Annotated in this window: 20 protein-coding genes; 12 read left to right on the forward strand and 8 right to left on the reverse strand. The window is 35.5% G+C overall.

Annotated elements, in window-relative coordinates; translation table 11 throughout:
- Positions 1 to 27: 27 nt before the first annotated feature.
- The 7 genes from FAF07_RS16920 to FAF07_RS16950 all read right to left on the reverse strand — a co-directional run bounded on the left by FAF07_RS16920 (position 28) and on the right by FAF07_RS16950 (position 8645).
- On the reverse strand, positions 28 to 381 hold the full coding sequence (locus tag FAF07_RS16920; protein ID WP_142786228.1) for a hypothetical protein: 354 nt from the start codon (positions 379 to 381) through the stop codon (positions 28 to 30).
- A 90-nt stretch (positions 382 to 471) separates the two neighbouring features.
- Complete coding sequence (gene pyrR, locus FAF07_RS16925) at positions 472 to 1011, reverse strand: bifunctional pyr operon transcriptional regulator/uracil phosphoribosyltransferase PyrR (protein WP_142786229.1); 540 nt, start codon at positions 1009 to 1011, stop codon at positions 472 to 474.
- A 139-nt stretch (positions 1012 to 1150) separates the two neighbouring features.
- Complete coding sequence (gene rpsA, locus FAF07_RS16930) at positions 1151 to 2983, reverse strand: 30S ribosomal protein S1 (RefSeq protein WP_142786230.1); 1833 nt, start codon at positions 2981 to 2983, stop codon at positions 1151 to 1153.
- 406 nt (positions 2984 to 3389) lie between these two features.
- Complete coding sequence (gene cmk / locus FAF07_RS16935; protein WP_142786231.1) at positions 3390 to 4085, reverse strand: (d)CMP kinase; 696 nt, start codon at positions 4083 to 4085, stop codon at positions 3390 to 3392.
- 141 nt (positions 4086 to 4226) lie between these two features.
- Positions 4227 to 5246 (reverse strand): type IX secretion system protein PorQ, encoded by a 1020-nt coding sequence (gene porQ, locus FAF07_RS16940; protein ID WP_142786232.1) that lies wholly within the window; start codon positions 5244 to 5246, stop codon positions 4227 to 4229.
- 109 nt (positions 5247 to 5355) lie between these two features.
- Entirely contained in the window at positions 5356 to 7806 is a 2451-nt protein-coding gene (lon, locus tag FAF07_RS16945; RefSeq protein WP_142786233.1) for an endopeptidase La, read from the reverse strand.
- A gap of 188 nt (positions 7807 to 7994) precedes the next feature.
- Complete coding sequence (locus FAF07_RS16950; protein ID WP_142786234.1) at positions 7995 to 8645, reverse strand: rhomboid family intramembrane serine protease; 651 nt, start codon at positions 8643 to 8645, stop codon at positions 7995 to 7997.
- A gap of 136 nt (positions 8646 to 8781) precedes the next feature.
- On the opposite strand from FAF07_RS16950, the gene FAF07_RS16955 reads away from it, so the two are divergent.
- Complete coding sequence (locus tag FAF07_RS16955) at positions 8782 to 9663, forward strand: lysophospholipid acyltransferase family protein (RefSeq protein WP_142786235.1); 882 nt, start codon at positions 8782 to 8784, stop codon at positions 9661 to 9663.
- A 49-nt stretch (positions 9664 to 9712) separates the two neighbouring features.
- Here the strand turns inward: FAF07_RS16955 and glmM are convergent, their stop codons facing one another.
- The gene (glmM, locus tag FAF07_RS16960; protein WP_142786236.1) at positions 9713 to 11101 is read right to left on the reverse strand and encodes a phosphoglucosamine mutase; all 1389 of its coding nucleotides are present in this window, start codon (positions 11099 to 11101) and stop codon (positions 9713 to 9715) included.
- A 131-nt stretch (positions 11102 to 11232) separates the two neighbouring features.
- Between glmM and FAF07_RS16965 the strand changes: the two genes are divergently transcribed.
- The 11 genes from FAF07_RS16965 (at position 11233) to FAF07_RS17015 (ending at position 26523) form a co-directional block, all read left to right on the forward strand.
- Positions 11233 to 11835 carry an acyl carrier protein phosphodiesterase gene (locus FAF07_RS16965; protein ID WP_142786237.1) on the forward strand — a complete coding sequence of 201 codons (603 nt, stop codon included), beginning with the start codon at positions 11233 to 11235 and terminating at the stop codon, positions 11833 to 11835.
- A complete protein-coding gene (gene ggt, locus FAF07_RS16970; protein WP_142786238.1) occupies positions 11832 to 13532 on the forward strand; it encodes a gamma-glutamyltransferase in 1701 nt (566 codons plus the stop codon). The genes FAF07_RS16965 and ggt overlap by 4 nt, the downstream gene beginning before the upstream one ends.
- Before the next feature lie 90 nt (positions 13533 to 13622).
- Positions 13623 to 14339 carry a hypothetical protein gene (locus FAF07_RS16975; RefSeq protein ID WP_142786239.1) on the forward strand — a complete coding sequence of 239 codons (717 nt, stop codon included), beginning with the start codon at positions 13623 to 13625 and terminating at the stop codon, positions 14337 to 14339.
- Positions 14340 to 14454: 115 nt separating this feature from the next.
- Complete coding sequence (locus FAF07_RS16980) at positions 14455 to 14826, forward strand: hypothetical protein (RefSeq protein WP_142786240.1); 372 nt, start codon at positions 14455 to 14457, stop codon at positions 14824 to 14826.
- Between the two features lie 92 nt (positions 14827 to 14918).
- Positions 14919 to 17750: an excinuclease ABC subunit UvrA gene (gene uvrA, locus FAF07_RS16985; RefSeq protein ID WP_142786241.1), complete on the forward strand. Its 2832-nt coding sequence runs from the start codon at positions 14919 to 14921 to the stop codon at positions 17748 to 17750.
- Positions 17751 to 17872: 122 nt separating this feature from the next.
- Positions 17873 to 18040, forward strand: a complete 168-nt coding sequence (locus FAF07_RS16990; protein WP_142786242.1) for a lmo0937 family membrane protein — start codon at positions 17873 to 17875, stop codon at positions 18038 to 18040.
- 153 nt (positions 18041 to 18193) lie between these two features.
- Entirely contained in the window at positions 18194 to 18883 is a 690-nt protein-coding gene (locus FAF07_RS16995; RefSeq protein WP_142786243.1) for an LOG family protein, read from the forward strand.
- Positions 18884 to 19016: 133 nt separating this feature from the next.
- On the forward strand, positions 19017 to 21845 hold the full coding sequence (locus FAF07_RS17000) for a gluzincin family metallopeptidase (RefSeq protein ID WP_142786244.1): 2829 nt from the start codon (positions 19017 to 19019) through the stop codon (positions 21843 to 21845).
- Positions 21846 to 22015: 170 nt separating this feature from the next.
- A complete protein-coding gene (locus tag FAF07_RS17005) occupies positions 22016 to 24427 on the forward strand; it encodes an alpha-ketoacid dehydrogenase subunit alpha/beta (RefSeq protein ID WP_142786245.1) in 2412 nt (803 codons plus the stop codon).
- Between the two features lie 126 nt (positions 24428 to 24553).
- Positions 24554 to 25030 carry a hypothetical protein gene (locus tag FAF07_RS17010; RefSeq protein WP_142786246.1) on the forward strand — a complete coding sequence of 159 codons (477 nt, stop codon included), beginning with the start codon at positions 24554 to 24556 and terminating at the stop codon, positions 25028 to 25030.
- An 11-nt stretch (positions 25031 to 25041) separates the two neighbouring features.
- Entirely contained in the window at positions 25042 to 26523 is a 1482-nt protein-coding gene (locus tag FAF07_RS17015; RefSeq protein WP_142786247.1) for a serine hydrolase domain-containing protein, read from the forward strand.
- Positions 26524 to 26527: the final 4 nt, after the last annotated feature.

Genomic DNA, 26527 nt, shown 5'->3' on the forward strand with positions numbered 1-26527 from the left:
ATTCTTTTAGTATTCAGTTTTCAGTATTCAGTCATCAGTTATACTAGATAACTTAAATTCTAAATTTCTTTTTTTATTACCATTCGTAAATTTAAGATATGCTTTGGCATTCTTTAAAAAAACATATTCTTTTAATATTGGAAGCATTAATTTAAATAGCTCCTCAGCATTTTTTCCATAGGTAAAAAACCTCCCATGCGTATCATCCATAGCAATTTCGTGCATATCGTGAGTTCCAAGTTCCTCTGGAATCAATTCTATCAATCGATTATCAATTTCATGGATGACATCTAGCCCACTAAACGCTTCAAATTCTATAATTACTGAATCCCTTTTTTCAATATTCTCAAAGTTTAATTTTTCAATATCTAAGAGTTTCATGCTTTTTCAATATTCAATTGCCAGTTATTTTTCTTTTAACTTTTAACTTTTAACTTTTAACTTTTAACTTTTAACTTTTAACCAAAATTATTATTTTTCAATTAAGTAAACAGCATCTTCATTTTCATTTTCCTGCCAATTTACTTTTACTTTTTCATTATTTATCACATCAACTTGTCGGCCTCGATAATCTGGTTGGATGGGTAAATGCCTACTAAATCGTCTGTCAATTAAAGTTAATAATTCTATTTCATTAGGTCTGCCAAACGATTGAATAGCTGTTAATGCGGCTCGAATACTTCGGCCAGTATACAGCACATCATCAATAAAAACAATGTTCTTATCTTCCACTAAAAAATTAATATCGGTGCTATTCGCTTCTAAAGGTTTCTCGCCACGTCTAAAATCATCTCTATAAAATGTGATATCCAATTGTCCTAACTTGATATTCTTTATTTTATAATCGTCCTTTAATATTTTGGCAATCCGTCTTGCTAAATATATGCCTCTTGGTTGTAAACCAACTAAAACGGTGTTTGAGAAGTCGTTGTGTTTTTCAATAAGTTGACAAGCCAATCGATGAAGAATGATGTTTACCTCTTTTGCGTTAAGTAAAACTTTTTGACCCATAAATTATCCAAACGTATTTGGAATACAAAGGTAGTGCAAAATATTAGAAGTTAAAACATAAAATTGCGTACAAAAAAAGCCTCCGAACATCGGAGGCTTAGTTTTATAAATGAATAAAAATCCAATAATCTATATCAGATTATTTCTTCCCGTCCATTTTATCTTTAAGAGCTTGTAAAGCATCATTAGCATCACCAAGTGTTGGTTTTGCTTCTGCAGCAGCAGTAGCTGCCTTCTTAACAGCTGCTTTTACGTTTGCCACTTCTTCTGCTTTAAAAATAGCAGTATGAGACGCTACAACACGTTTAAACTCTTTGTTAAATTCAATAATTTTGAATTCTGCAGATTCACCTTTCTTAAGTTTAGTTCCATCTTCTTTTTCAAGATGACGTGATGGCACAAAAGCAACGATATCTTCGTTAAACTCAACCGTAGCACCTTTGTCAACGATTTCAGAAATTTCAGCAGTGTGAACAGTTTCTAAAGCGAATTCAGTTTCGTATTTATCCCAAGGATTATCAGTTGTTTGTTTATGACCTAAACTTAATTTACGTCCTTCAACATCCAACTCTAATACAACCACATCTAACTTATCACCAACGGCACAGAACTCCGATGGATGTTTAATTTTCTTAGTCCAAGATAAATCTGAGATGTAAATTAATCCATCAATACCTTCTTCTAATTCAACAAAAACACCAAAGTTTGTAAAGTTACGAACAATACCTGTATGCTTAGAACCTACTGGGTATTTTTCTGTAATATCTGTCCATGGATCTGGAGTAATTTGCTTGATACCAAGCGACATTTTACGGTCTTCTCTATCTAAAGTTAAGATGACAGCATCCACTTCATCTCCTACAGAAACGAAATCTTGAGCCGAACGTAAGTGTGTAGACCAAGACATTTCAGATACGTGAATTAATCCTTCAACGCCATCTGCAACTTCAATAAACGCACCATAATCAGCAATTACAACCACTTTTCCTTTTACTTTATCGCCTACTTTTACAGTATCGGCTAAAGCTTCCCAAGGGTGTTTGCTTAATTGTTTTAATCCTAATTGGATTCTTGATTTGTTTTCGTCAAAATCAAGGATCACCACATTCAGTTTCTGATCTAATTCAACAATCTCATTTGGATGGTTGATTCTAGACCAAGATAAATCTGTAATGTGAACTAATCCGTCAACGCCACCAAGATCGATAAATACACCATAAGACGTAATGTTTTTAACAATACCTTCCAGTACTTGACCTTTTTCTAATTGACCAATGATTTCTTTCTTTTGTTCTTCAATATCGGCTTCAATAAGCGCTTTATGAGACACCACTACGTTTTTAAATTCGTGGTTGATTTTCACAACTTTGAATTCCATAGTTTTGTTTACATACTGATCGTAATCCCTAATTGGCTTAACGTCAATTTGAGAACCTGGTAAGAATGCTTCAATTCCGAAAACATCTACAATCATACCACCTTTAGTTCTGCATTTTACAAAACCATTAACGATTTCTCCAGTATCGTGCGCTTTATTAACACGATCCCATGCTTGAATAACACGCGCTTTTCTGTGAGATAGTACTAATTGACCTGTAGCGTCTTCACGTACATCAATTAAAACCTCTACTTTGTCTCCAACTTTTAAATCTGGATTGTAGCGGAACTCATTTAATGAGATCACACCTTCCGATTTTGCGTTGATGTCAATAATGGCATCACGATCTGTCATGTGAACGACAGTACCTTCAACAACTTCGTCATCTAAGGTATCTACAAAATTTTCGGCTACTAATTTTTCAAATTCCTGTAATTGTTTGTCATCAACTTCATCAATACCTTCTTGGTAATTGTGCCAGTTGAATTCTTTTAAGAATTTTTCAGGGTTTGCTTTAGCTTCAGATACTACTGGAGCCTCTACAGCGGTTGCTTCAGTTGCTTCAACTTCAGCTTGTTTTGCTTTTTCAGCCATGTGCTGATTATTTTTTGTATTCTGATTGCTTTGGAAGATTTAAGCGATTAACAAGCAGAAGTGTTAAATTGAGTTATGTTCAGTCCCTTTTATCATTCCAATAATCCGCTAAAAGGAGTGCAAAAATACAAATTTTTAACAAATCTGCCTAATTTGAAATAGCTATTTTAAACACCTGAAAATTAAGTTAATAATTATACCTAATCTTACACGTTTTCAATCATTTGGATATCTATTTTCAGAACTTCAATCTTTTTTAAAAAGAGTTCGTTTTTTATCCTTTCCTGACTCCTTTCCGAAGGAAAGGACACTGTTGACGGTTTACTCATGCGATCAACTGAAACTGAACGACTCCTATACTACTGAATACTAAGACTGCAACTGAATACTGCGACCGTGACTGAGACTATTCACAATCCTCAATAGTCATCTTTACGAGTTGAAGTATTTTTTTAAACTGTTCATCTAAAGTCATATTGGAATTGTCTATTTCAATAGCATCATCTGCCTTAACTAACGGAGAGTCCTTTCTTGTAGAGTCCATATAGTCACGTTCTTTTACGTTTTGTAGAACAGCATTATAACTCACCGTATCACCTCTTTCTGTAAGTTCTTGATAACGCCTTTCTGCTCTGGTAGCTGCTGAGGCAGTCATGAATAGTTTCAGTTCTGCTTTAGGAAAAACCACCGTACCAATATCCCGACCGTCCATGACAATCCCTTTATCTTTGACCATTTTTTGTTGCTGCTCCACTAATTTAAGTCTAACTTCAGAAATTGTAGAAACCTGACTAACAAAACTTGAGACTTCTAACGTACGAATTTCTTTTTCAACATTAACACCGTTCAAATATACTTCAGCGAAACCCAAAGCTTTATTAAACTTAAAACTGAGTTCAATATTTGGTAACTGATACACGAGGGCTTCTGCATTAAAATCGGTATTGTCAATTAAACCATTTTTCATGGCATAAAATGTTACCGCTCTATACATGGCGCCCGTATCGACATAAACGTAACCCAAATGTTTTGCAAGTTGTTTGGCCACGGTGCTTTTTCCTGTTGATGAAAATCCATCTATGGCAATGGTGATTTTATTCATTTTAATCTTAAAAGTTAAAAGTGTCTAAAGTACTTAAAGTCTTCTAAAGTGAAAAACACTAATCAGTTTAATTATAGTTAAATGAGAAAAACAAACATTTGACTGAGACTGAATACTGGGACTGTTTACTGAATACTAATTTTACTGTAAATCTATTTGCAAACCAAAGAAATTCGAATTTCCGGCACTTGTATATTTGGCGTGCGTATAGCTGAATCTCATTTTACTCATTTTTATGGAAATTCCGGCAGACAACCCTGAAAAATTACGCTGATCTACGATTCTTAATTCTTCGCCTCGCCTAAAATTGTATCCCAGTCTAATATTAAAACCTCCTTCTGGAAATAGTTCTGCTCCCAAAATGGTATGCCTCATGACCTGACCCAAAAACCCAATTTTTTCATCAGACTGATTACCACCTAAATCACTAGTCGCTCTAGCCGGATTTGGTTGTGAAATAGGCCATTTTTGCAAATTCTCCAAGGTCACATGCCAGCGAATAGGGACATTCTCTAAACGTTGGGAAATACCAAAATCTACTTCAAAAGGCAGTGGCTCATTCAAACCAGCATAGGTTGTTATTTGACTCCCTAAATTTCGGATGGCCAATGCCGCATGAAAATCTAAATCCTCATTAATATATATTAATCCTAAATCTACGGCAGCACCAAAGGAACTGTATTGCTCTAACTTGGAAGTAATCAATTTTACATTCGCTCCAAAATAAAAATCTGTGTAGCCCACTTGCATGGCATAACCAAAAGACAAAGCCGTTTCATTTCCTGAAAATGATCCCGTAGAAACACCGTTTTCATCATAGCCATCAAAAGATCCGTAATTAATGTAGGTCATTCCAGCGTGAAAAGTCTGCGTTCGACGATCAATAGTATACGCGTAGGCTGCCGTACCATAACCAATGCCTCCTAAATAACTACTGAAATTTAATGCTAACTGGTTATCCATAGCTACATTTATAGTTGCTGGATTAAATAGCGCCTGTGTCACATCATAATCAACATTGGTGAGCACCTTCCCTCCCAATGCTGCTTGACGTGGCGATGATATCAAGTTCAAAAACTGATAGGTCGCTTCTCCCCCAACCTGAGCTTTGACACCAAGGCTAAAGAGCAAACAAAAAAGAGCAATTATTTTTTTTAGCATATTTACGATACAAAGTAAGTAAATCTATCTTAAAACGTTGGGTGGTATCTTTTATTTTAATTCATAAAAAAACCCCGACAAAAGTCGAGGCTATCTTATATTTTAAAGTCTATAAAGTTTTAGCATTCTTGACCTTTTGGTCCGTCACTGCAATTTTAATCACGTCACTCATATCTGTCACATAATGGAAAGTTAAACCTTTTAAATAATCAGGTTTAATTTCTTCTATATCGCGTCTGTTATCCTCACATAAAAGAATGTCTTTAATTCTGGCACGTTTTGCCGCAAGGATTTTTTCTTTGATACCGCCAACTGGCAACACCTTTCCTCGTAAGGTTATTTCACCAGTCATGGCTAAGCTTTTCTTGACTTTACGTTGGGTAAATAAGGATACCAGCGAGGTTAACATCGTTACACCTGCACTTGGTCCGTCCTTTGGTGTGGCGCCTTCGGGTACGTGAATGTGCACATTATACTTATCAAAAATAGTTGGGTCAATGCCAAATGCGTCGGCATTTGATTTTATGTATTCCATGGCAATGGTTGCCGATTCTTTCATCACCTTTCCAAGATTTCCTGTAATGCTTAGTGTTCCTTTTCCTTTTGATAAAATGGATTCTATGAATAAAATATCACCACCAACACGCGTCCATGCTAAACCAGTGACTACACCGGCAACATTATTATTTTCATATTTATCGCGTTCTAACTTTGGTCCGCCTAAGATTTCAATAACGTCTTCATTGGTTACCTTAATGTTATAATCTTCCTCCATGGCAATGTTTTTTGCAGCAAAACGCACCATTTTAGCGATCTGCTTTTCTAAACCACGCACTCCAGACTCTCTAGTATATCCTTCTACAATTTTCTCTAATTGAGGTTTGTCAATTTTTAAATGCTTTTTTGTTAAACCATGTTCTTTTAATTGCTTTGGTAGCAAATGCCGTTTTGCTATTTCAACCTTTTCTTCAATGGTATAACCCGTCACATTAATAATCTCCATTCTGTCCAACAAGGCTGGCTGAATGGTAGATAAGCTATTTGAGGTAGCAATAAACATAACCTTTGACAAATCATAGCCCATTTCTAAAAAATTATCATGGAACTCACTGTTCTGCTCCGGATCTAAAACCTCTAACATGGCTGATGATGGATCGCCTTGATGCGAATTAACCAGTTTATCAATTTCGTCTAAAACAAACACCGGATTTGAGGTTCCAGCCTTTTTTAAACTTTGGATAATTCGCCCTGGCATAGCACCTATATAGGTTTTCCTATGTCCGCGAATTTCCGCTTCATCACGTAATCCGCCTAGAGATACCCTTACGTACTCTCTACCTAAAGCTTCTGCAATAGACTTTCCTAACGATGTTTTTCCAACTCCAGGAGGGCCGTACAAGCACAAAATGGGCGATTTCATGTCGTTACGCAGTTTTAACACCGCAAGATATTCAATGATTCTTCGCTTAACATCTTCCAAGCCAAAATGATCCCTGTCTAAAATGCGCTTGGCACGTTTTAAATCGAATTTATCCTTGCTGAATTCATTCCATGGCAAATCAAGAATCAATTCTAAATAATTGCGTTGAATGGAATATTCTGAAACCTGAGGATTCATACGTTGTAATTTCCCCACTTCTTTATCAAAATGTTTTTTAACATTAGCATCCCACAACTTCTCACTGGCGCGTGCCTTCATCTCATCAATCTCCTCATCATGACTCACCCCACCAAGCTCTTCTTGGATGGTTTTCATCTGCTGATGTAAAAAATACTCGCGCTGTTGCTGACTCATATCCATCTGCACTTTGGATTGGATATCGTTTTTAAGCTCTAGCTTTTGAAACTCAACATTCATGAGTTTGAGCGTTGCCAAAGCACGACTTTTTAAATCGTTGTTTTCTAATAGCAACTGTTTTTCTGAAACCGATAAATTCATGTTTGACGACACAAAATTTATTAAAAATGAGTTGCTTTCAATATTCTTAATAGCGAAAGAAGCTTCGCTAGGAATATTTGGATTTTCCTTTATAATTTCAAGGGCCAAATCCTTGATAGACTCAATAATAGCCGAAAACTCCTTATTCCTTTTTGCGGGTTTTGCCTCAGGCATTTCGCGTATGGTCGCGTTCATATAGGGCTCTTCAGTGATAACTTCCGCTATCTTAAATCGCTTTTTACCCTGAATAATCACAGTAACGTTGCCATCTGGCATTTTTAGGACTCTTAAAATCCTAGCGACCGTTCCAGTTTCATGAATGTCTTTAACAGACGGATCTTCCACCGTTTCGTCTTTTTGAGCGACGACTCCAATCACCTTATTGCCTTTATTGGCATCGTTAATAAGTTTAATGGATTTATCGCGGCCCGCCGTAATAGGAATAACCACTCCAGGAAATAATACCGTATTTCTTAAAGAAAGAATGGGTAAAGTTTCTGGTAAGGATTCGTTATTTATTTCTTCTTCATCCTCGGGTGTCATTAACGGAATAAGTTCTGAATTCTCATCAAACTCCTGTAATGACAAACTGTCAAGGGTAATAAAATTAGATTTCTTCATATATGTAATTAGGTCAATCTGTCATTAAAACAGATCGAGCTTTATGTTTTTGTGATTAGAATAAATTTTAAAATATTGAAAATCAATGATTTAAACTGAATTACATCTATTGATTTCTTTTATAAATTCAATAGTTATGCCATAACGATTAGTTGTCGCAAAAGTTTAGATTATCGTAATCATCTCTTTTACATCTTCCCTGCCTTTTTCAAAGCAAATAATAATACTATTGGCAATGCCAGCAACCCTATCATCAATAAATTGGTTTGAAGTAACCAGGGCGCCAATAACAATGTTATCGCATAACCGCCAATGGCACCTCCAAAATGTGCATCATGTCCTATATTTCCTATTCGTTTTTTCATGCCGTAAATAGAATAGAGCAAGTACCCAATTCCAAAAACATATGCGGGAATGGGAATAGGAATAAAAAACATGTACAAACTCATTCCTGGCTGTAATAAAATAGCAGCATAAATAACACCCATAACAGCACCACTAGCACCTACCGCACTATAATGATATTCGTCCTTATGAAAATATAAAGACAGCAAACTCCCTAGCAATAAACTCCCGATATAAATGATTATAAAACTAAAACCTCCCAACAAGCCAATAACTACATCAGCAAAAAAGTAAAGTGTAAACATATTAAAAAATAAGTGCGCCGTATCTGCATGTAGAAACCCTGAACTAAATAAACGGATTTGTTCTCCTCTTCGAACGGCACCTACGTTGAATTTATACTTTTCAAAAAAAGCAAAATCACCAAAACCTTTATAAGAGATGATGACATTGGCAGCTATGATTATAATGGTGATCAAATTTAAATTACCCATGTACTTAAAACGTTTAAATTTATTGGAATACCGTTTACCTAGTCAATTTTCTAAAAAAACATCGTTTTCTTATTCAGTAAATTAAATTAGTAACTGGTATAGCATATATTTGTTGCTGCAAATCTAAAATTAATTCATGCAATTTCTAGTTTATATTTTAGTTTATCCATTTTTGTGGCTGATTTCCATCCTTCCATTTAGATTGCTTTATTTGGTTTCCGATTTTCTATATGTACTACTCTACTATATTATAGGCTATAGAAGAAAAGTGGTGACTGGAAATTTGGAATTGGTTTTTCCTGAAAAACCCAAAGCGGAAATCGCTTATATCAGAAAAAAATTCTACAAGCATCTTTGCGATATGTTTTTAGAAATGACCAAAACCATGACCATTTCGAGTGCTTCATTAAAAAAACGGTTTAAAGTTTTAAATCCAGAAGAACTTAAACGTTTAGAAAGCTTAAATAAAAGTGTGCTTCTAATGTACGGCCATTATGCCAGTTGGGAATGGTCTTTAGAACTTCAAAACCATTCGCAACTACAAGGTTATGCGGTTTATAAAAAACTCGCTAACCCGTATTTTGATAAATTGGTTAGAAACATCCGCTCAAAATTTGATACCGCTCTCATTAGTACTAAAGAGATTATTGCTATTATCAAGCAAAATGAAATTGAAAATAAAAAAAGTATTACTGCCTTTTTAAGTGACCAATCACCGCGGCTGAGAAAAGATGTCTATTGGAGTGAGTTTATGGGGGTTAAAGTGCCATGTTTTACAGGCGCTGAACGGCTGGCAAAAAAACTAGATTTAACTATCGCTTATCTAAAAGTGACTAAAGTAAAACGTGGCTTTTATGAAGCTGAAATTATTACACTAGCTGAAAAACCGAAAGCGTATAAAGATTACGAATTAACCGATTTATTTCTTCGTGAAGTGGAAAAACAAATCCATAAAGCACCAGAATATTACTTCTGGACCCACAAACGTTGGAAACATCACGGGAAGTTGAAGGAATAATTTTCTCGTAAACTTTTTATTTTATTTCTGAAAATCTTATTAGCCGATTTTAAGCTTTAGCGATCTCCCCAATCTCTTTAATAAATTTATCGGCCAAATCATCCGCTTCTGTTTGAGATTGCGCTTCGGTATAGATCCTGATAATAGGTTCGGTATTGCTTTTACGTAAATGTACCCAACTCTCTGAAAAATCAATTTTTACACCATCAATGGTTGTTAATTGTTCATTATGGTATATGTCTTCAATGCGCTTTAAAATCCCATCAACATCTAAACCGGGTGTTAACTGAATTTTCTTTTTGCTCATAAAATAATTAGGATAGGTCTTTCTTAATTCGCTAACGCGCATTTGTTTTTCTGCTAAAAGACTTAAAAATAAAGCGACGCCCACCAAAGCATCACGACCATAATGCAGCTCCGGATAAATAATACCACCATTGCCTTCACCACCTATGACCACTTTGTTTTTCTTCATAAGGGCAACAACATTCACTTCTCCTACAGCACTGGCTTCGTAGGTACCGCCATGTCTTTCGGTCACATCCCGTAAGGCTCGTGTAGAACTCATATTGCTTACAGTATTGCCCGGGTTTTTACTTAACACATAATCTGCGCAAGCCACCAAAGTGTATTCTTCTCCAAACATATCACCATTCTCATCCACAAACGCCAAACGGTCTACATCTGGATCTACAACAATACCAAAATCGGCATGTTCTTTCACAACCGTTTTAGATAAATCTGATAAATGCTCTTTTAGAGGTTCTGGATTATGAGGAAATTCGCCATTGGGTTCGCAAAACAATTTTACCGGATGCACATTTAATCGCTCTAATAACAACGGAATGGCAATGCCTCCCGTAGAATTCACACCATCTACAACCACTTTAAACTTGGCTTTTTTAATAGCATCTACACTTACTAGCGGCAAATCTAAAACCTCATCAATATGCAAATCAATGTAAGCTTGATTTTTTGTTATCTTTCCTAAACTATCTACACCTGCAAAACTCATGGCATCACTTTCCGCGATATCTAGGATTTTTGCACCTTCAGCAGCATTTAAAAACTCACCCTTCTCATTTAATAATTTTAAAGCGTTCCATTGTTTCGGATTATGGCTCGCTGTTAAAATAATACCGCCGTCTGCATGTTCCATAGGCACAGCAACTTCCACCGTAGGTGTGGTAGAAAGTCCTAAATCTACAATATCGATACCAAGTCCGACCAGTGTATTCATGACTAAATTCTGAATCATTCCACCAGAAATTCTAGCATCTCTTCCAACGACAACTTTGTAATGTTCCTTTTCACGCTGCGTTTTTAACCAAACACCATAAGCCGATGCGAATTTAACAGCATCTATAGGTGTTAAATTATCGCCTACCGTACCACCGATGGTGCCTCTAATTCCTGAAATTGATTTTATAAGTGTCATGTTATGTGTTATTTTTTAGCAAACCTACATATTTTTTTTAGTTTGTATTTTAATATCATTCAAAATATGTTTAATGGAATAATATTTTGGTTAAAATGCCCTTATGCCATTTGAATTTGTAAATTACACCAATGAATTACTTATCACATATTTATCTTTCTGGCGATAACGAATTGGTTACTATTGGTAATTTTATTGCAGATGGTATTAAAGGAAAGCGTTATAAGAAATATGACAAACACATTCAAATTGGTATTTTATTGCACAGACATATAGACACCTATACCGATGCCCATAAAACCGTTAGAAAAAGCACCAAGCGCTTACATGAAAAGTACGGTCATTATTCTGGGGTTATTGTAGATATTCTATATGATCATTTTTTAGCAAAAAATTGGGATGCCTATTGTGAGACGCCGTTAAGTGAATATGTCGAAACTTTTTATAATTCATTAGAAAATCATTATCACATCCTACCATTACGCATCCAAAAAATGATGCCTTTTATGATTGCCGATAATTGGTTATTAAGTTATGCCTCTATAGAAGGTATAACCAGAGTGTTGGAAGGTATGAATCGCCGTACTAAAAATATTTCTGGAATGAACGAGGCAACTGTAGAATTGCACACCTTTTACAAGGAATTCGAAATAGAATTTACATCGTTTTTCGATGACCTTATAATATCCTCTAAACAAAAATTAACCGAATTAATGAGCTCAAAATCCTTATGAAAAAATCAATTATTCTTCTATTAGCCCTAGTCTTCATATCATGTAAAAGCGCTAATAATAAACCCGAAACCTATGTGCCGGTAAGAGGCTTGGTTACCCAAAATGCCATGGTGGTTTCTGCCAGAAAAGAAGCATCTCAAATTGGTAGTGATATTCTTGAACAAGGTGGCAATGCTTTTGACGCAATGGTGGGTACAGAACTGGCATTGGCTGTGGCTTTTCCTAATGCTGGCAATATTGGCGGTGGCGGTTTTATGATTTACCGAAAAGCAAATGGTGATATGGGGGCTATTGACTATAGGGAAAAGGCGCCGATGGCAGCAACTAAAAACATGTATTTAGATGCTAATGGCCATGTGATTCCAGACATAAGCACCTTAGGTGCTATGGCGGTTGGCGTTCCAGGGACTATAGCTGGCGTTTTTGAGGTTCATAAAAAGTTTGGGTCTTTGCACATTGAAGCTATATTACAGCCAGTCATTGACTTAGCCAATAGAGGAGTTATCGTTACCGAAAAGCAAGTGCAAACTATATCAAGTAAGTACGATGATTTTTCAAAAGCGAATAGAGATACGATTCCTTTTATGATGCCCTGGAAAGCAAATGACACTATTAAATATCCCGCTTTGGCCAAAACCTTGGAACGTATCATGCTTAATGGGCCTGACGAGTTTTACAAAGGTGAGACTGCTAAAATTTTAGCAGGTTTTGTTCAAGGCAATGGGGGCATACTTACAGAAGCCGATTTAGCAAATTACAAAGCCAAATGGCGTACCCCAATTACTTTCTCTTATGACGATTTAAAGATTACATCTATGTCGCCGCCTTCTAGTGGGGGTATTTGTTTAGGACAGATTATGACGATGATCGAACCTTTTCCCTTAGATGAATATGAACACAATTCATTAAAGTACATTCAAGTTCTTACCGAAGCAGAACGTCGTGCCTACGCCGATAGGAGTTTCTTTTTAGGAGATCCTGATTTTGTGACCATTCCTCAAGACACGCTTGTTAGCAAATCTTATTTAAAAGATAGAATGGCTTCATTTTCATTTGACGCAGCAACACCCTCTCATGCATTGTCACACGGTAATATAGCCATTGTTGAGAGCAAGGAAACAACCCATTACTCTATCGTGGACCGTTATGGAAATGCTGTGTCCGCTACCACCACCCTTAATGCAAGTTACGGCTCAAAATTATATTGTTCAGAATTAGGTTTCTTTTTAAACAATCAAATGGACGATTTTAGCAGCAAACCTGGGGAATCCAATATGTATGGACTTATTGGCGCCGAAGCCAACAGTATTTCACCAGAGAAACGCATGTTGAGTTCCATGACACCTACCATTGTAGAAAAAAATGGAGTCCTTTTTATGGTGGTTGGAACACCAGGTGGCTCAACTATAATTACTTCAGTTTTACAAACCATCTTAAATGTGCATGAGTTTAATATGACCATGCAAGACGCTGTAAACGCCTCAAGATTTCATCACCAATGGCTTCCAGACCGTATTCTAATGGAACCCAATTCGTTTAATGAAAAAACCATTAAAGCCTTAAAAAAATTAGGCTATAAAATAAATGAAGACATAGCACCTATAATTGGCAAGGTCGATGGAATACTTGTTTTAAAGGACAACACGTTAGAGGGTGGTGCAGATTATCGAGGGGATGATACAGCCATCGGTTTTTAGAACGTTTCCTTTATTAAACCAATCCTATTTAATAATTTAGACCTCAATTTAAAGAACGTGAATGTCCTCAAACTTCATCATTTTTAAAATATGAAATCAAAAAAAATTATTAAAATAGTAGTCGGTGTTATTATATTTTTAACACTACCAAGTCTGCTTTTTTATGGTTTCATGTATTATAAGTATAATGAACACCTGCCCGAAGGCGTTCAAGGAGAACAAGCAGATGCATTGGCCTATAGCATGCTAGAAGCGCTTAATTATGATGCTTATACAAAAACGAATTATATTGAATGGAGTTTTAAAAAACGGCATCATTATAAATGGGATAAATTAAAAAATGCCTGTGAAGTCTATTGGAAAGAATATAAAGTAAATCTAGACTTGAACGATTATTCCCAAAGCAAAGCCTATGTGCATAGTTTTAAAGTAGACAGTGAACTCGCTGATGAACTTATAGAAAAAGCCATTGGTTATTTCAATAACGATTCATTTTGGTTGGTAGCTCCTTATAAGGTTTTTGATGAAGGCGTTGAACGCCGAATAGTTAATTTAGATAATAATGAAAAGGGCTTACTCATAACATACACTTCGGGAGGTTCTACACCTGGAGACTCTTATTTATGGTTGTTAGATGAATCTAAAAAACCCAAAGCCTTTAAAATGTGGACCTCTATTTTACCAATTGCTGGGCTAGAAGCGAGTTGGAGCGATTGGGTTGTTACAGAAAGTGGTGCCTATCTCCCTACCTTTCATAAATTGTTGTTTATTGGATTAGAAATTGAGCATATTAAGGGCGAAAAATAAATAAGCCGTACAGCAAATTTCTCATTGTACATTGAGGTAATTCTCATAAAAAATCATTAAATTTATTTTCTAAATTTTGAAATCAAAGCCTAAGTGTAATTAAAATTATTGATTTATGAAAACGCTGACTTTAATACTATTCTTTTGCATTAATTATGTAGTTGCAAGTAATACTGAAGCACTAACTCAAGACCTTCCTGAAATTGGGGATGTACTGATAATCAATAAACCATCTGGACATATTTTCAATCATATCTCATTTCCACGATTAAATTTCATTGTAAAAAGAGGCGGTTTGGCAAGCTATAAAACGGTGCTTGGGAATCAAGTTATTGTCAAAGATGTAATAATTGAAGATAATGATGTGGTGTATGTTGTATTAGAAAGAAAAAAAGGAAAGAAATTTTTTGGCTTTCTACAACACGTAAAAGCAGATTATAGCAAATCTCTAGATTCTGGTGAAATCTACATTCCGAAGGGTTCCTAATTACTTCAGCTATTTGATTAGCATTTTAATTCTAAATAAGACTTCGCAACAAATTATCATCTAAAATCGTACCTTTGCACTTTTGCAAATTTATGAGTCAATTTGAGGATTTTATTGAAGTAAAAGGTGCCCGTGTTCACAATTTAAAAAACATTGATGTATCCATTCCGCGTGAGAAACTTGTCGTTATTACGGGACTCTCTGGCAGTGGAAAGTCTTCTTTGGCATTTGATACCATTTATGCCGAAGGGCAACGTCGTTATATTGAAACTTTTTCTTCTTACGCCAGACAATTTCTAGGAGGTCTAGAGCGACCGGATGTTGATAAGATTGACGGACTATCTCCTGTTATTGCCATAGAGCAAAAAACAACGAGCAAATCGCCACGTTCTACCGTTGGCACGATTACCGAAATTTACGATTTCATGCGTTTGCTATTTGCCCGTGCCAGTGATGCCTATAGTTACAACACAGGTGATAAAATGGTAAGTTATAGTGATGAGCAAATCAAAGCACTTATCAAAACTGATTTTAAAGGAAAACGCATCAATATCCTAGCGCCTGTAGTACGATCCCGAAAAGGGCACTACCGTGAATTATTCGAACAAATTGCAAAACAGGGCTTTGTAAAAGTACGTACCGATGGAGATATTAGAGACCTTGTAAAAGGCATGAAATTAGACCGGTACAAAACACATGATATAGAAATTGTTATAGACAGACTAGTTATAGATCATACCGATGATAATGATAAAAGGCTAACAGAATCCATAAACACAGCCATGTACCATGGTGAGGATGTGCTTTTAGTAATAGATCAAGATACCAGTGAAACCCGGTATTTTAGTAGAAGTTTAATGTGTCCTACTTCAGGAATTTCATATCCCAATCCAGAACCAAACAATTTCTCATTCAATTCACCAAAAGGCGCCTGCGCTAATTGTAATGGTATTGGGGAATTGTATCAGGTCAATGAAAATAAAATTGTCCCAGATAGTACGCTGTCCATTAAAACCGGAGCACTAGCGCCTCACGGTCCAGAAAAAAATAGTTGGATTTTTAAGCAGTTTGAAACCATTGCGCAACGCTTCGATTTTAAATTATCTGATGCATACAAGGATATTCCCGAAGAAGCTAAACACATGATTCTATATGGTGGCAACGAGAAGTTTTCTGTTGAAAGTAAAACTTTAGGGGTTACCCGAGATTATAAAATCGATTTTGAGGGTGTTGCCAATTTTATAGAAAATCAATATAAAACGGCAGATTCAACATCGTTGAAACGTTGGGCCAAAGCCTATATGGATAAAATTACTTGTCCTGTTTGTGAAGGCTCAAGATTAAAAAAAGAATCGCTGTATTTCAAAATAAACAATAAAAATATTGCTGAACTCGCTTCAGCGGATATTATAGAATTATCGGCGTGGTTTAATGCCTTGCACGAACACTTATCTGATAAACAATTCAAAATTGCAGAAGAAGTCATTAAGGAAATCAAATCGAGGTTGCAGTTCTTGCTGGATGTTGGTTTGGATTATTTGTCAATCAGTAGAAGTTCAAAATCCTTATCTGGCGGTGAAGCACAACGTATCCGTCTGGCCACTCAAATTGGTTCACAATTGGTTGGGGTGCTCTATATTTTAGATGAACCGAGTATCGGTTTGCATCAACGGGACAACGAAAAACTTATTAACTCCTTATTGGCATTGCGTGACATAGGAAATTCTGTCATTGTGGTCGAGCATGATAAAGACATGATTGAACGTGCAGATTATGTGATTGACATTGGCCCTAAAGCAGGTAAATATGGTGGTGAAATTATTAGTATTGGCACACCCGAAGAGTTAAAAGAACACGATACCTTAACCGCAGATTATTTAAACGGAAATAAAGCCATTGAAATCCCTGAAAAACGCAGAAAAGGAAATGGCAAAAAATTAATTCTAAAAGGCTGTACTGGGAACAACTTAAAAAATGTTTCGGTGGAATTTCCTTTGGGTAAAATGATTGGTGTTACAGGGGTATCCGGTAGCGGTAAATCGACCTTAATCAACGAAACCCTCTACCCTATTTTAAATGCTTATTATTTTAATGGTGTTAAAATACCTATGCCTTATAAAAGCATTAAAGGCTTAGATCACATTGATAAGGTCATTGATATTAACCAATCGCCTATTGGGAGAACACCTAGAAGTAACCCGGTGACATATACAGGCACGTTTAGCGAAATTAGAGCCTTGTATGCCAAAATACCTGAAGCCATGATACGCGGTTACAAAGCCGGTCGCTTTAGTTTTAATGTTAAAGGTGGGCGTTGTGAAACCTGCAGAGGTGGCGGTCTTCGAGTCATCGAAATGAATTTCCTTCCAGATGTCTATGTAGAGTGTGAAACCTGCCAAGGTAAACGCTTTAATAGAGAAACTTTAGAAATTCGTTATAAAGGAAAATCAATTAGTGATGTCCTAAACATGACTATTAATGAGGCCGTAAGCTTCTTTGAGCATATTCCAAAAATATTCAACAAACTAAAAACCATAAAAGACGTTGGTTTAGGGTATATAACCTTAGGGCAACAAAGTACGACGCTCTCTGGTGGTGAAGCCCAACGTATTAAATTGGCTACGGAGTTAAGTAAACGTGATACTGGGAATACTTTTTATATTCTAGATGAACCTACAACCGGTTTGCATTTTGAGGACATTAGGGTGCTCATGCTTGTTCTAAATAAGCTTGTAAATAAAGGAAATACGGTGGTTATTATAGAACATAATTTAGATGTTATTAAAACCGTAGATCATATAATCGATATCGGTTACGAGGGAGGCAAAGGCGGTGGCGAAGTTATTGTTGTGGGTACTCCAGAACAAGTGCTAAAACACCAAGGAAGCTATACTGCCAAGTATCTTCGAAAAGAATTTGATTAACAACCCCTGAAGACATGAGCAATTGTGTCCAATCCATATCAATGTTAGCCCATATGCAATTAAAAGTGTGTAGTTCAAATACTTTTTGTATATTTATTCTATAACTAATAAACTATTACATTATGAAAAGTATTCTTTGGCTTGTTGCCGTAATTTGTATTATCGTTTGGTTGCTAGGTTTGCTTGGTATTATACCAGGTATAGGAACTGGCGGTTTAATTCATATTCTTTTAGTTATCGCAATTATCGTGATACTATACAATATTATTAGCGGGCGCAAGGTCCTGTAGAAATTAAGCATATTTTATATACTAAGGTGAGCCATTATGGCTCACCTTATTTTTGTTATACCTATTATAGAATCTATTGTTTTTAGTTGCGCATACTTCAAAATCTCTTACATTTACTTCTATAAAATAACATATTAATATATTTGAATTCAGATGAGAAAAGAACAACACCATAAAGGTTGGAATGAAATTAAAACGAATGACTCTTGGGCCATTTTCAAAATCATGGGTGAATTTGTAAACGGATACGAAAAACTTAGTAAAATTGGGCCTTGTGTTTCTATATTTGGCTCTGCTAGAACAAAGCCTGACAATGAGTATTATCAATTAGCTGAAAAAATAGCGCGACGTATTGTAGAATCTGGCTATGGTGTTATTACAGGCGGAGGGCCTGGGATAATGGAAGCTGGAAACAAAGGCGCACATCTTGGTGGTGGAACCTCGGTAGGTTTAAATATTGAATTGCCTTTCGAGCAACACGACAACCCTTATATAGACCATGACAAGAGCTTGGATTTTGATTATTTTTTTGTTAGAAAAGTGATGTTTGTGAAATACTCTCAAGGCTTTGTGGTCATGCCTGGAGGTTTTGGAACGCTGGACGAATTGTTTGAAGCCATAACACTCATCCAAACCCATAAAATTGAAAAATTCCCAATTATTTTAGTGGGTACTCATTTCTGGAAAGATCTCATGGGATGGGTGAAAAAGACACTTTTAGACACTTTTGAAAATATAAGTACAAAAGATTTAGACCTTATCCATTTGGTAGATACCGAAGATGAGGTCATTCATATTCTTGATGCTTTTTATGGCGATTCAGATTTAAGTCCAAATTTCTAAATACTAGATACATCAAAATTTACGTTAAAATTAGACCACTTCAAATGATTGTCGCTATAAGCCATCATTTGTAACGGTCTATTTTACTATATTGCAGCGCCTTAAATTATTAACCTTTAATGTTTTTTACAGATTGAAATTACCCTACATAAGTTTAGTGATCTCTTTATTTGCCTGCTTCATAAGCTTTAGTCAAAATAAAATTGACCTTAAGGCATCTTTTGATATAGCGCAAAGGCAAATTTCAATCTCCCAAAACATCCAATATCAAAACACTTCAAAAGATGAATTAAAAACTATTTATCTCAACGATTGGAATAATAGTTATTCAACAAAAAAAACACCGCTAGCGATACGGATAGCTGATGAATATAATAATGATTTTCATTTGGCAAAAAATGAAGAGCGCGGGTATTCAGTAATAACTTCAATGAAACAGAATGGTCGAGATTTAACTTTTGAACAAGTTAAAAATCAAATTGACGTTATTAAAGTTGAATTGAACAAACCGCTTAAGCCTGGGGAGTTTTACAATATTGATTTGTCTTATTTAGTTCACATACCTAGTGATAAATTCACCAATTATGGTATTTCCAAAACTGGGGAAGTCAACTTAAGATACTGGTACATCACCCCTGCCGTTTATGATGGTGAGTGGCAATATTTTAGCAATAAAGCTTTAGATGATCTATACATCCCTCCTGCCCAGCTCAAACTGGAAATTGAGTATCCTCTAGACTATTTACTAACTTCAGAACTTAATATAAGTAAAATAACACAATTACATGAAAGTCAAATTGTTACCCTTGAAGGAGAAAATAGAATTAACAACAAACTCTTTCTTAATAAAATACCAAAATTCAACACGATTCAAACTGGTGACTTTTCATTAATTTCAAGTATAGACGATGAAGGTTTGGAGCTTATTGATAAAGTGTTAATCACTGAGAAAGTTATCAATTTCATTAACGAGAATTTTGGAGATTACCCGCATAAAAAACTGGTGTTAAGTGATATAGATTATAATAAAGATCCTATGTACGGACTAAACTTTTTACCAAGTTTCATAAAACCTTACCCAAATCATTTTCAGTATGAATTAAAACTTTTAAAAATTGCACTTCACAATTATTTAGAGAATACGCTATTTATTAACCCCAGAAAGGAACAATGGCTAATAGATGGCATTCAAATTTTTTATCTCATGAATTATGTTGATGAGCACTATCCAAACATGAAGTTTCTTGGCTCTATAGCGAGTTTTTGGGGCGTACGGTCTTTTCATGCCGCAGACATGGATTTTAATGATAAATATGTGTTAGCGTTTATGCTCATGGCACGAACCAACAGAGATCAGGTGTTGACCATGCAAAAAGATTCTCTATTAAAGTTTAATAAAAATATTGCCAATAAATATAAAGCAGGTGTTGGTCTGAAATATCTTGATGATTTTATTAATAGTCAGGTTCTAGAAACAAGCATAGAATCGTTTTTAGCCGAAAATAAATTAAAGCAGACTTCGGTTAAAGATTTTGAAACGTATTTAAAAACTCAAACAGATAAAGATATCGATTGGTTTTTTGAGGACTACTTGACTACCAGAAAAAAAATCGATTTCAAAATTAAAAGAGTTCATAAAACGGAAGACTCCATCACATTAACCATTAAAAACAAACGGGATAACAGCATGCCTGTTTCTCTATATACACTCCATAATGACAGTGTGATTTCAAAACGTTGGATTGAAAATATCACCAACACTAAAACCATTACTATCCCTAGAGATAGCGCCAATAAACTTGTGCTAAATTATAATAAAGTTATTCCAGAGGTAAATATTAGAGACAACTGGAAATCGTTAAAGGGGTTCTTTTTTAATAATAAACCGCTTCAGCTTAGGCTATTCAAGGATATTGAAGACCCTTATTACAATCAGGTGTTTTTTATGCCAACTGCTGAATTTAATAATATCTATGATGGATTCACACTTGGGGTAAGGGCCTATAACAAGACCGTATTAAGAAAATTATTTAATTATAAAATCGAACCACAATATTCATTCAAATCCAAATCGTTAACAGGATCTGCTTCAGCTACCATGACGCATTATTTAGACAGTGGCCTTTACTCAATAAACTATGGTTTAGGTGCTGGCTATACCTCGTATGCAGAGGGGTTATTTGTTAGACAGCTAACCCCAACCTTAGCACTTCAATTTAGGGAGAAAGATGATTTTAGATCCAATAAAAGAAAGTCCTTGGTTTTAAGATATATTGATATCCAAAGGGATGAAGACGTTAACAATATTATAAACAGTACCGAACCCAACTACAGTGTTTTTAATTTAAGATATATCCATTCTAATGATAATTTAATAAATTTCAAAAAATGGTATACAGATTTCCAAATTGCTAAAACATTCTCCAAAGCTTCATTCAATTATGAATACAGGCGTTTATTTGAAAGCAACAGGCAATTAAACCTTCGATTTTTTGCAGGTACTTTTATTAAAAACAACAATGAAGCTGGGTCAGATTATTTTAGTTTTGCACTAGACAGACCTACAGATTATTTATTTGATTATAACTATTTAGGAAGGTCTGAAGCCTCTGGAATATTCAGTCAGCAATATATTGATGCTGAAGGCGGTTTTAAATCAAAATTGGAAACACCGTTTGCGAACCAATGGATTACTACGTTCAACGCGAGTACCACACTTTGGAGATACATCTTGGCTTATGGTGACATTGGGCTTGTTAAGAATAGATTTAATAGTCCGAAATTTGTGTACGATTCGGGTATAAGAGTAGATTTGGTGACCGATTATTTTGAAATCTATTTCCCCCTATATTCTAATCTAGGGTGGGAAATGGGTTTGCCGCATTATGATGAACGCATAAGATTTAAGTTTACACTAGACCCACAATCCCTTTTGGGCCTATTTAGAAGACGTTGGTTCTAAAACGTTAATTATTTAACTTTTTATTTGAATTAATTAATTTTAAGTGCGTAATATTCAATATTTGATGTAATTTTATTGTTATTTTACGAATATCATAATTATATACCCATTCTATTAATTGTAAAACCCATTAACTTTAATTACTTTTGCAAATATAAAAGCATTAAAGTATGCAAGTAATTCCAGATTTGAAAAGCAAAGTGTCATTTGAAGATTTCAAGAAAGAAGTCTTAAGTGATTATCAACTTGCAGTAAGAAGTCGCGAGTGTAGCCTATTGGGTCGACGTGAGGTTCTTACAGGTAAGGCAAAGTTTGGAATTTTTGGAGATGGCAAAGAAGTGCCGCAACTCGCTATGGCAAAAGCCTTTAAAAAAGGTGATTTCCGTTCAGGATATTATCGTGATCAAACCTTTATGATGGCCATTGGAGCACTTACTATGGAACAGTTCTTTGCTGGTTTATATGCCAATATCAATTTAGATCAAGAACCTATGTCTGCTGGTCGTCAAATGGGCGGACATTTTACAACGCATAGTTTAGATGATAGTGGTAACTGGAAAGATCTCACAAAGCAATATAACTCTAGTGCAGACATATCCCCTACTGCGGGACAAATGCCGAGGTTATTAGGTTTGGCACAAGCTTCAAAAATTTATAGAAACGTTAAAGGCATTGATGCTACTAATTTTTCAGAAAATGGTAATGAAGTCGCATGGGGAACTATTGGAAATGCCAGTACAAGTGAAGGACTATTTTTTGAGACCATAAATGCTGCGGGTGTTTTACAGGTGCCTATGGTGGTTAGTGTCTGGGATGACGAATATGGCATATCGGTGCACGCTAGACATCAAACTACAAAAGAAAACATATCAGAAATCCTAAAAGGTTTCCAAAGAGACGACCAGAATAAAGGTTACGAAATTCTACGCGTAAAAGGCTGGGATTACGCCAATTTAATTGAAACCTATCAGGAAGCTTCTGCCATAGCCAGAGAAGAACATGTACCTGTACTTATTCACGTATCAGAATTAACACAGCCTCAAGGCCACTCGACATCAGGTTCTCATGAGCGTTATAAAGATAGAGCGCGTCTAGAGTGGGAAAGTGAAAACGATTGTAATTTAAAAATGCGTGAGTGGATCATTGAAAGCAATATTGCCACAAATGAAGATTTAACTGGTTTTGAAAGAACTATAAAGCGTGAAGTTAGAGAAGCTAAAAAAAATGCTTGGATAAAATTTCTAAAACCCATTCAACGCGAACAGCAAGAACTTATAGCCTTATTGGAAAATGTAGCGCAGTCTAGCATTAACAAAGTGTTTATTGCAAAAATAAAGACTGATATCGAAAAAATTGACGAACCAACGCGACGTGATTTATTATCAAATGCTAGAAAAGTTTTAAGATATACTTTAGGTGAAGATTCCAAAGAGAAGGATCAGCTAAGTGACTGGATTACTAACATTTTTAAAAATGTACAACCCCATTTTAGCTCACACCTCTATTCACAAACAAGTAAATCGAGCACCTTAATTAAAGAAGTGAAACCTACCTACGATAATGATGCCGCTCAAGTAGACGGTCGCATTATTTTGCGTGATAATTTTGATGCCATTTTCAATAATTATCCAGAAGCCCTAATTTTTGGAGAAGACACCGGTAATATTGGTGATGTTAATCAAGGCTTAGAAGGTTTACAAGAAAAATACGGAGAATTACGTGTAGCGGACACAGGAATTCGTGAGGCCACTATTGCTGGCCAAGGTATTGGAATGGCGATGCGTGGTCTACGCCCCATTGCCGAAATTCAATATTTGGATTATATACTTTACGCCTTGCAGATTATTAGTGATGATTTGGCTACGCTTCATTATAGAACCAAAGGGAAACAAAAAGCACCGCTTATTCTTAGAACTCGCGGGCACAGATTAGAAGGTATTTGGCACTCTGGATCTCAAATGGGAGGTGTTTTAAACTTGGTAAGAGGTGTAAACGTTTTAGTTCCTAGAAATATGATCAAAGCGGCAGGTTTTTACAACACGCTTTTATTAGGTGATGATCCAGCTATAGTTGTAGAATGTCTTAATGGCTATAGATTGAAGGAAAAAATGCCTAATAATCTAAGTGCTATCAAAACACCTATTGGTGTTGTTGAAACGGTGAAGGAAGGTACAGACATCACTTTGGTATCCTATGGTTCTACCTTAAGAATAATACAAGAGGTGGCTATGGAATTATTAGCTGTTGGCATTGATGCAGAAGTTATAGATGTACAGTCATTATTACCTTTTGATATTAATCATGATATTGTTAAAAGCGTCGCAAAAACGAATCGCTTAATGGTTATTGATGAAGATGTGCCAGGAGGTGCTTCTGCATACATATTAAATGAGATTCTAAATACGCAAAATGGATACCAGTATTTAGATGGACAACCTAAAACATTAACTGCAAAAGCTCACAGACCGGCATATGGGAACGATGGTGATTATTTCTCAAAACCTTCGGCTGAAGATATTTTTGAGGCTGTTTACGGTGTGATGCACGAATTGAGTCCTATTGATTTTCCAAAGCTGAGATAATGATTCTATTTTTAGATTTCTAAATGAGACCAGTAAAATTATTATATTAATTACAAGAATAAACCAATAAAAACCATGACAGCAGTTATGGTTTTTTTATATTTATAAGCGAATCAAAAACAGACTATGAAAGCCGTATCATTACGAGAGATTAGACAAGAATTAAACACGCTTTCATCTTCTGAAATTCAGGAACTTTGCTTAAAGCTTTCACGATTTAAGAAAGAGAATAAAGAACTGCTCACCTATCTCTTGTTTGAGTCTCAAGACGAAGAAGGGTACATTGACAGCATCAAGATTCATATGGACGCGCAGTTTGAAACTATAAATACAAATAGCTACTTTTATATTAGAAAAAGTATGCGCAAGATTTTAAGGGAGACAAAAAAGTTTATTCGATATTCAAAAAAGAAAGAAACCGAAGCTGAACTTCTCCTCTATTTTTGCACTAAGTTGAAAGATTTTAAACCAAGTATAAAAAGAAGCGCACAACTGCAAAACATGTACAATCGGCAAATTTTATTGGTCAAAAAAATCATCACAACGTTTCATGAAGATTTACAATATGACTATCAACTTATCCTAGAAAATTTAGAAGCTTAAATTTATCAATTATGTATAAAAAAACATGTTTAATACTTTTCATATTAACAGTGACTTTTAGCTGTAAAAAAAGTGATACCGACCGATTCTCCCCAAAAAATTTCGATGGGGATATTCTTGCTATAGAAAATGGATTATTACCAGCCATGGTTCTTAAAGGTGAAAAAATACTACACTTTTCATTAACGGAGCAGATGGAATTACATAAAGTTCCTGGTGTAAGTATTGCAGTAGTAGATAATGGCGAGCTGGTTGTAGCTAAAGGTTATGGTATGGCGAATACGACGACCAAAACGGAAGTAGATGTTAATACTTTATTTCAAGCAGCATCTATAAGCAAACTCATTACGGCGCTTGCGGTATTGAAATTGATGGAAGATGGTCATGTCAATTTAGATACAGATGTGAACACTTATTTGAAGTCGTGGAAGGTTCCAGAAAATAAATTTACAACGAACCAAAAGGTAACTCTTAGACGATTATTAACACACTCCGCTGGGGTTACTGTTCATGGATTTCCAGGATATAAAAGAACAGATGCGTTTCCATCGACCCTCGAAGTTCTCAATGGTGAAGGCAATACTGATAAAATTAAAGTAGATACCATCCCGGGCATGATAGCAAGATATTCTGGTGGCGGTTATACCATTATACAACAAGTTATTGAAGATATAAGCGAAACTAAGTTTGAGGATTATATGGAAGCTAATATTCTTACCCCATTGGGAATGACCAACAGTACGTTCAAGCAACCTTTGCCCAAAGGTTTATTCGATCAAGCCAGTGCTGCCTACGATGACGAAGGCAATATATTAGATGGATATTGGCATAATTATCCAGAAAAAGCAGCCGCAGGGCTTTGGACAACCCCTATAGATTTAGCAAAATATACAGTTGCTATTCAAGATATTATGCAAGGCGATGAAGACGGATTATTACAACCTGAGACTGTAAAACAAATGCTTTCAAAAGGGAAATTTCAACACGGATTGGGACCAGGCATTGCTAAAGAGGCTGATTCTTTAATTTTTAAGCATGGTGGTAAAAATGCAGGTTTTACAAACAGGCTAGTTGCCTTTGCTAATAAAGGACAAGCGTTAATAATCATGACGAATGGAGATAACGGAGGACGCCTATTAAGTGATATTGAACGTGCGGTTTCTAAGCATTTCAATTGGAACTTAAACAAAACCAAAGTGATTGACCCCGTACCTTTATCACAAGAATACCTGGAAAGATTAACAGGGACTTATAAATATATTAAGCCCGTTGAACGAGTTGGCGGCGATTATATCGTAAAGGCCAGAATTGAACACAATAACCTTGCGGTTTTTGACATACCCGATAACGAAGATTTTCACTTTGTCGCTACAGACTCCTTAAAATTTATTGATATTGAAAAGAATGAACATATTAATTTTAAGAAAGCAGATAGTACATATACCTTATGGTGGGATAATCAATTTGAATTCAAAAAGATTGAAGACAACTAATTGA

This window comes from Changchengzhania lutea, assembly GCF_006974145.1.
Lineage (GTDB): Bacteria > Bacteroidota > Bacteroidia > Flavobacteriales > Flavobacteriaceae > Changchengzhania > Changchengzhania lutea.

Bases quoted from the DNA above. Each gene is read 5' to 3' on its own strand.
- FAF07_RS16920 (WP_142786228.1), bottom strand. From the start codon at position 381: ATGAAACTCTTAGATATTGAAAAATTAAACTTTGAGAATATTGAAAAA.
- pyrR (WP_142786229.1), bottom strand. From the start codon at position 1,011: ATGGGTCAAAAAGTTTTACTTAACGCAAAAGAGGTAAACATCATTCTT.
- rpsA (WP_142786230.1), bottom strand. From the start codon at position 2,983: ATGGCTGAAAAAGCAAAACAAGCTGAAGTTGAAGCAACTGAAGCAACC.
- cmk (WP_142786231.1), bottom strand. From the start codon at position 4,085: ATGAATAAAATCACCATTGCCATAGATGGATTTTCATCAACAGGAAAA.
- porQ (WP_142786232.1), bottom strand. From the start codon at position 5,246: ATGCTAAAAAAAATAATTGCTCTTTTTTGTTTGCTCTTTAGCCTTGGT.
- lon (WP_142786233.1), bottom strand. From the start codon at position 7,806: ATGAAGAAATCTAATTTTATTACCCTTGACAGTTTGTCATTACAGGAG.
- FAF07_RS16950 (WP_142786234.1), bottom strand. From the start codon at position 8,645: ATGGGTAATTTAAATTTGATCACCATTATAATCATAGCTGCCAATGTC.
- FAF07_RS16955 (WP_142786235.1), top strand. From the start codon at position 8,782: ATGCAATTTCTAGTTTATATTTTAGTTTATCCATTTTTGTGGCTGATT.
- glmM (WP_142786236.1), bottom strand. From the start codon at position 11,101: ATGACACTTATAAAATCAATTTCAGGAATTAGAGGCACCATCGGTGGT.
- FAF07_RS16965 (WP_142786237.1), top strand. From the start codon at position 11,233: ATGAATTACTTATCACATATTTATCTTTCTGGCGATAACGAATTGGTT.
- ggt (WP_142786238.1), top strand. From the start codon at position 11,832: ATGAAAAAATCAATTATTCTTCTATTAGCCCTAGTCTTCATATCATGT.
- FAF07_RS16975 (WP_142786239.1), top strand. From the start codon at position 13,623: ATGAAATCAAAAAAAATTATTAAAATAGTAGTCGGTGTTATTATATTT.
- FAF07_RS16980 (WP_142786240.1), top strand. From the start codon at position 14,455: ATGAAAACGCTGACTTTAATACTATTCTTTTGCATTAATTATGTAGTT.
- uvrA (WP_142786241.1), top strand. From the start codon at position 14,919: ATGAGTCAATTTGAGGATTTTATTGAAGTAAAAGGTGCCCGTGTTCAC.
- FAF07_RS16990 (WP_142786242.1), top strand. From the start codon at position 17,873: ATGAAAAGTATTCTTTGGCTTGTTGCCGTAATTTGTATTATCGTTTGG.
- FAF07_RS16995 (WP_142786243.1), top strand. From the start codon at position 18,194: ATGAGAAAAGAACAACACCATAAAGGTTGGAATGAAATTAAAACGAAT.
- FAF07_RS17005 (WP_142786245.1), top strand. From the start codon at position 22,016: ATGCAAGTAATTCCAGATTTGAAAAGCAAAGTGTCATTTGAAGATTTC.
- FAF07_RS17010 (WP_142786246.1), top strand. From the start codon at position 24,554: ATGAAAGCCGTATCATTACGAGAGATTAGACAAGAATTAAACACGCTT.
- FAF07_RS17015 (WP_142786247.1), top strand. From the start codon at position 25,042: ATGTATAAAAAAACATGTTTAATACTTTTCATATTAACAGTGACTTTT.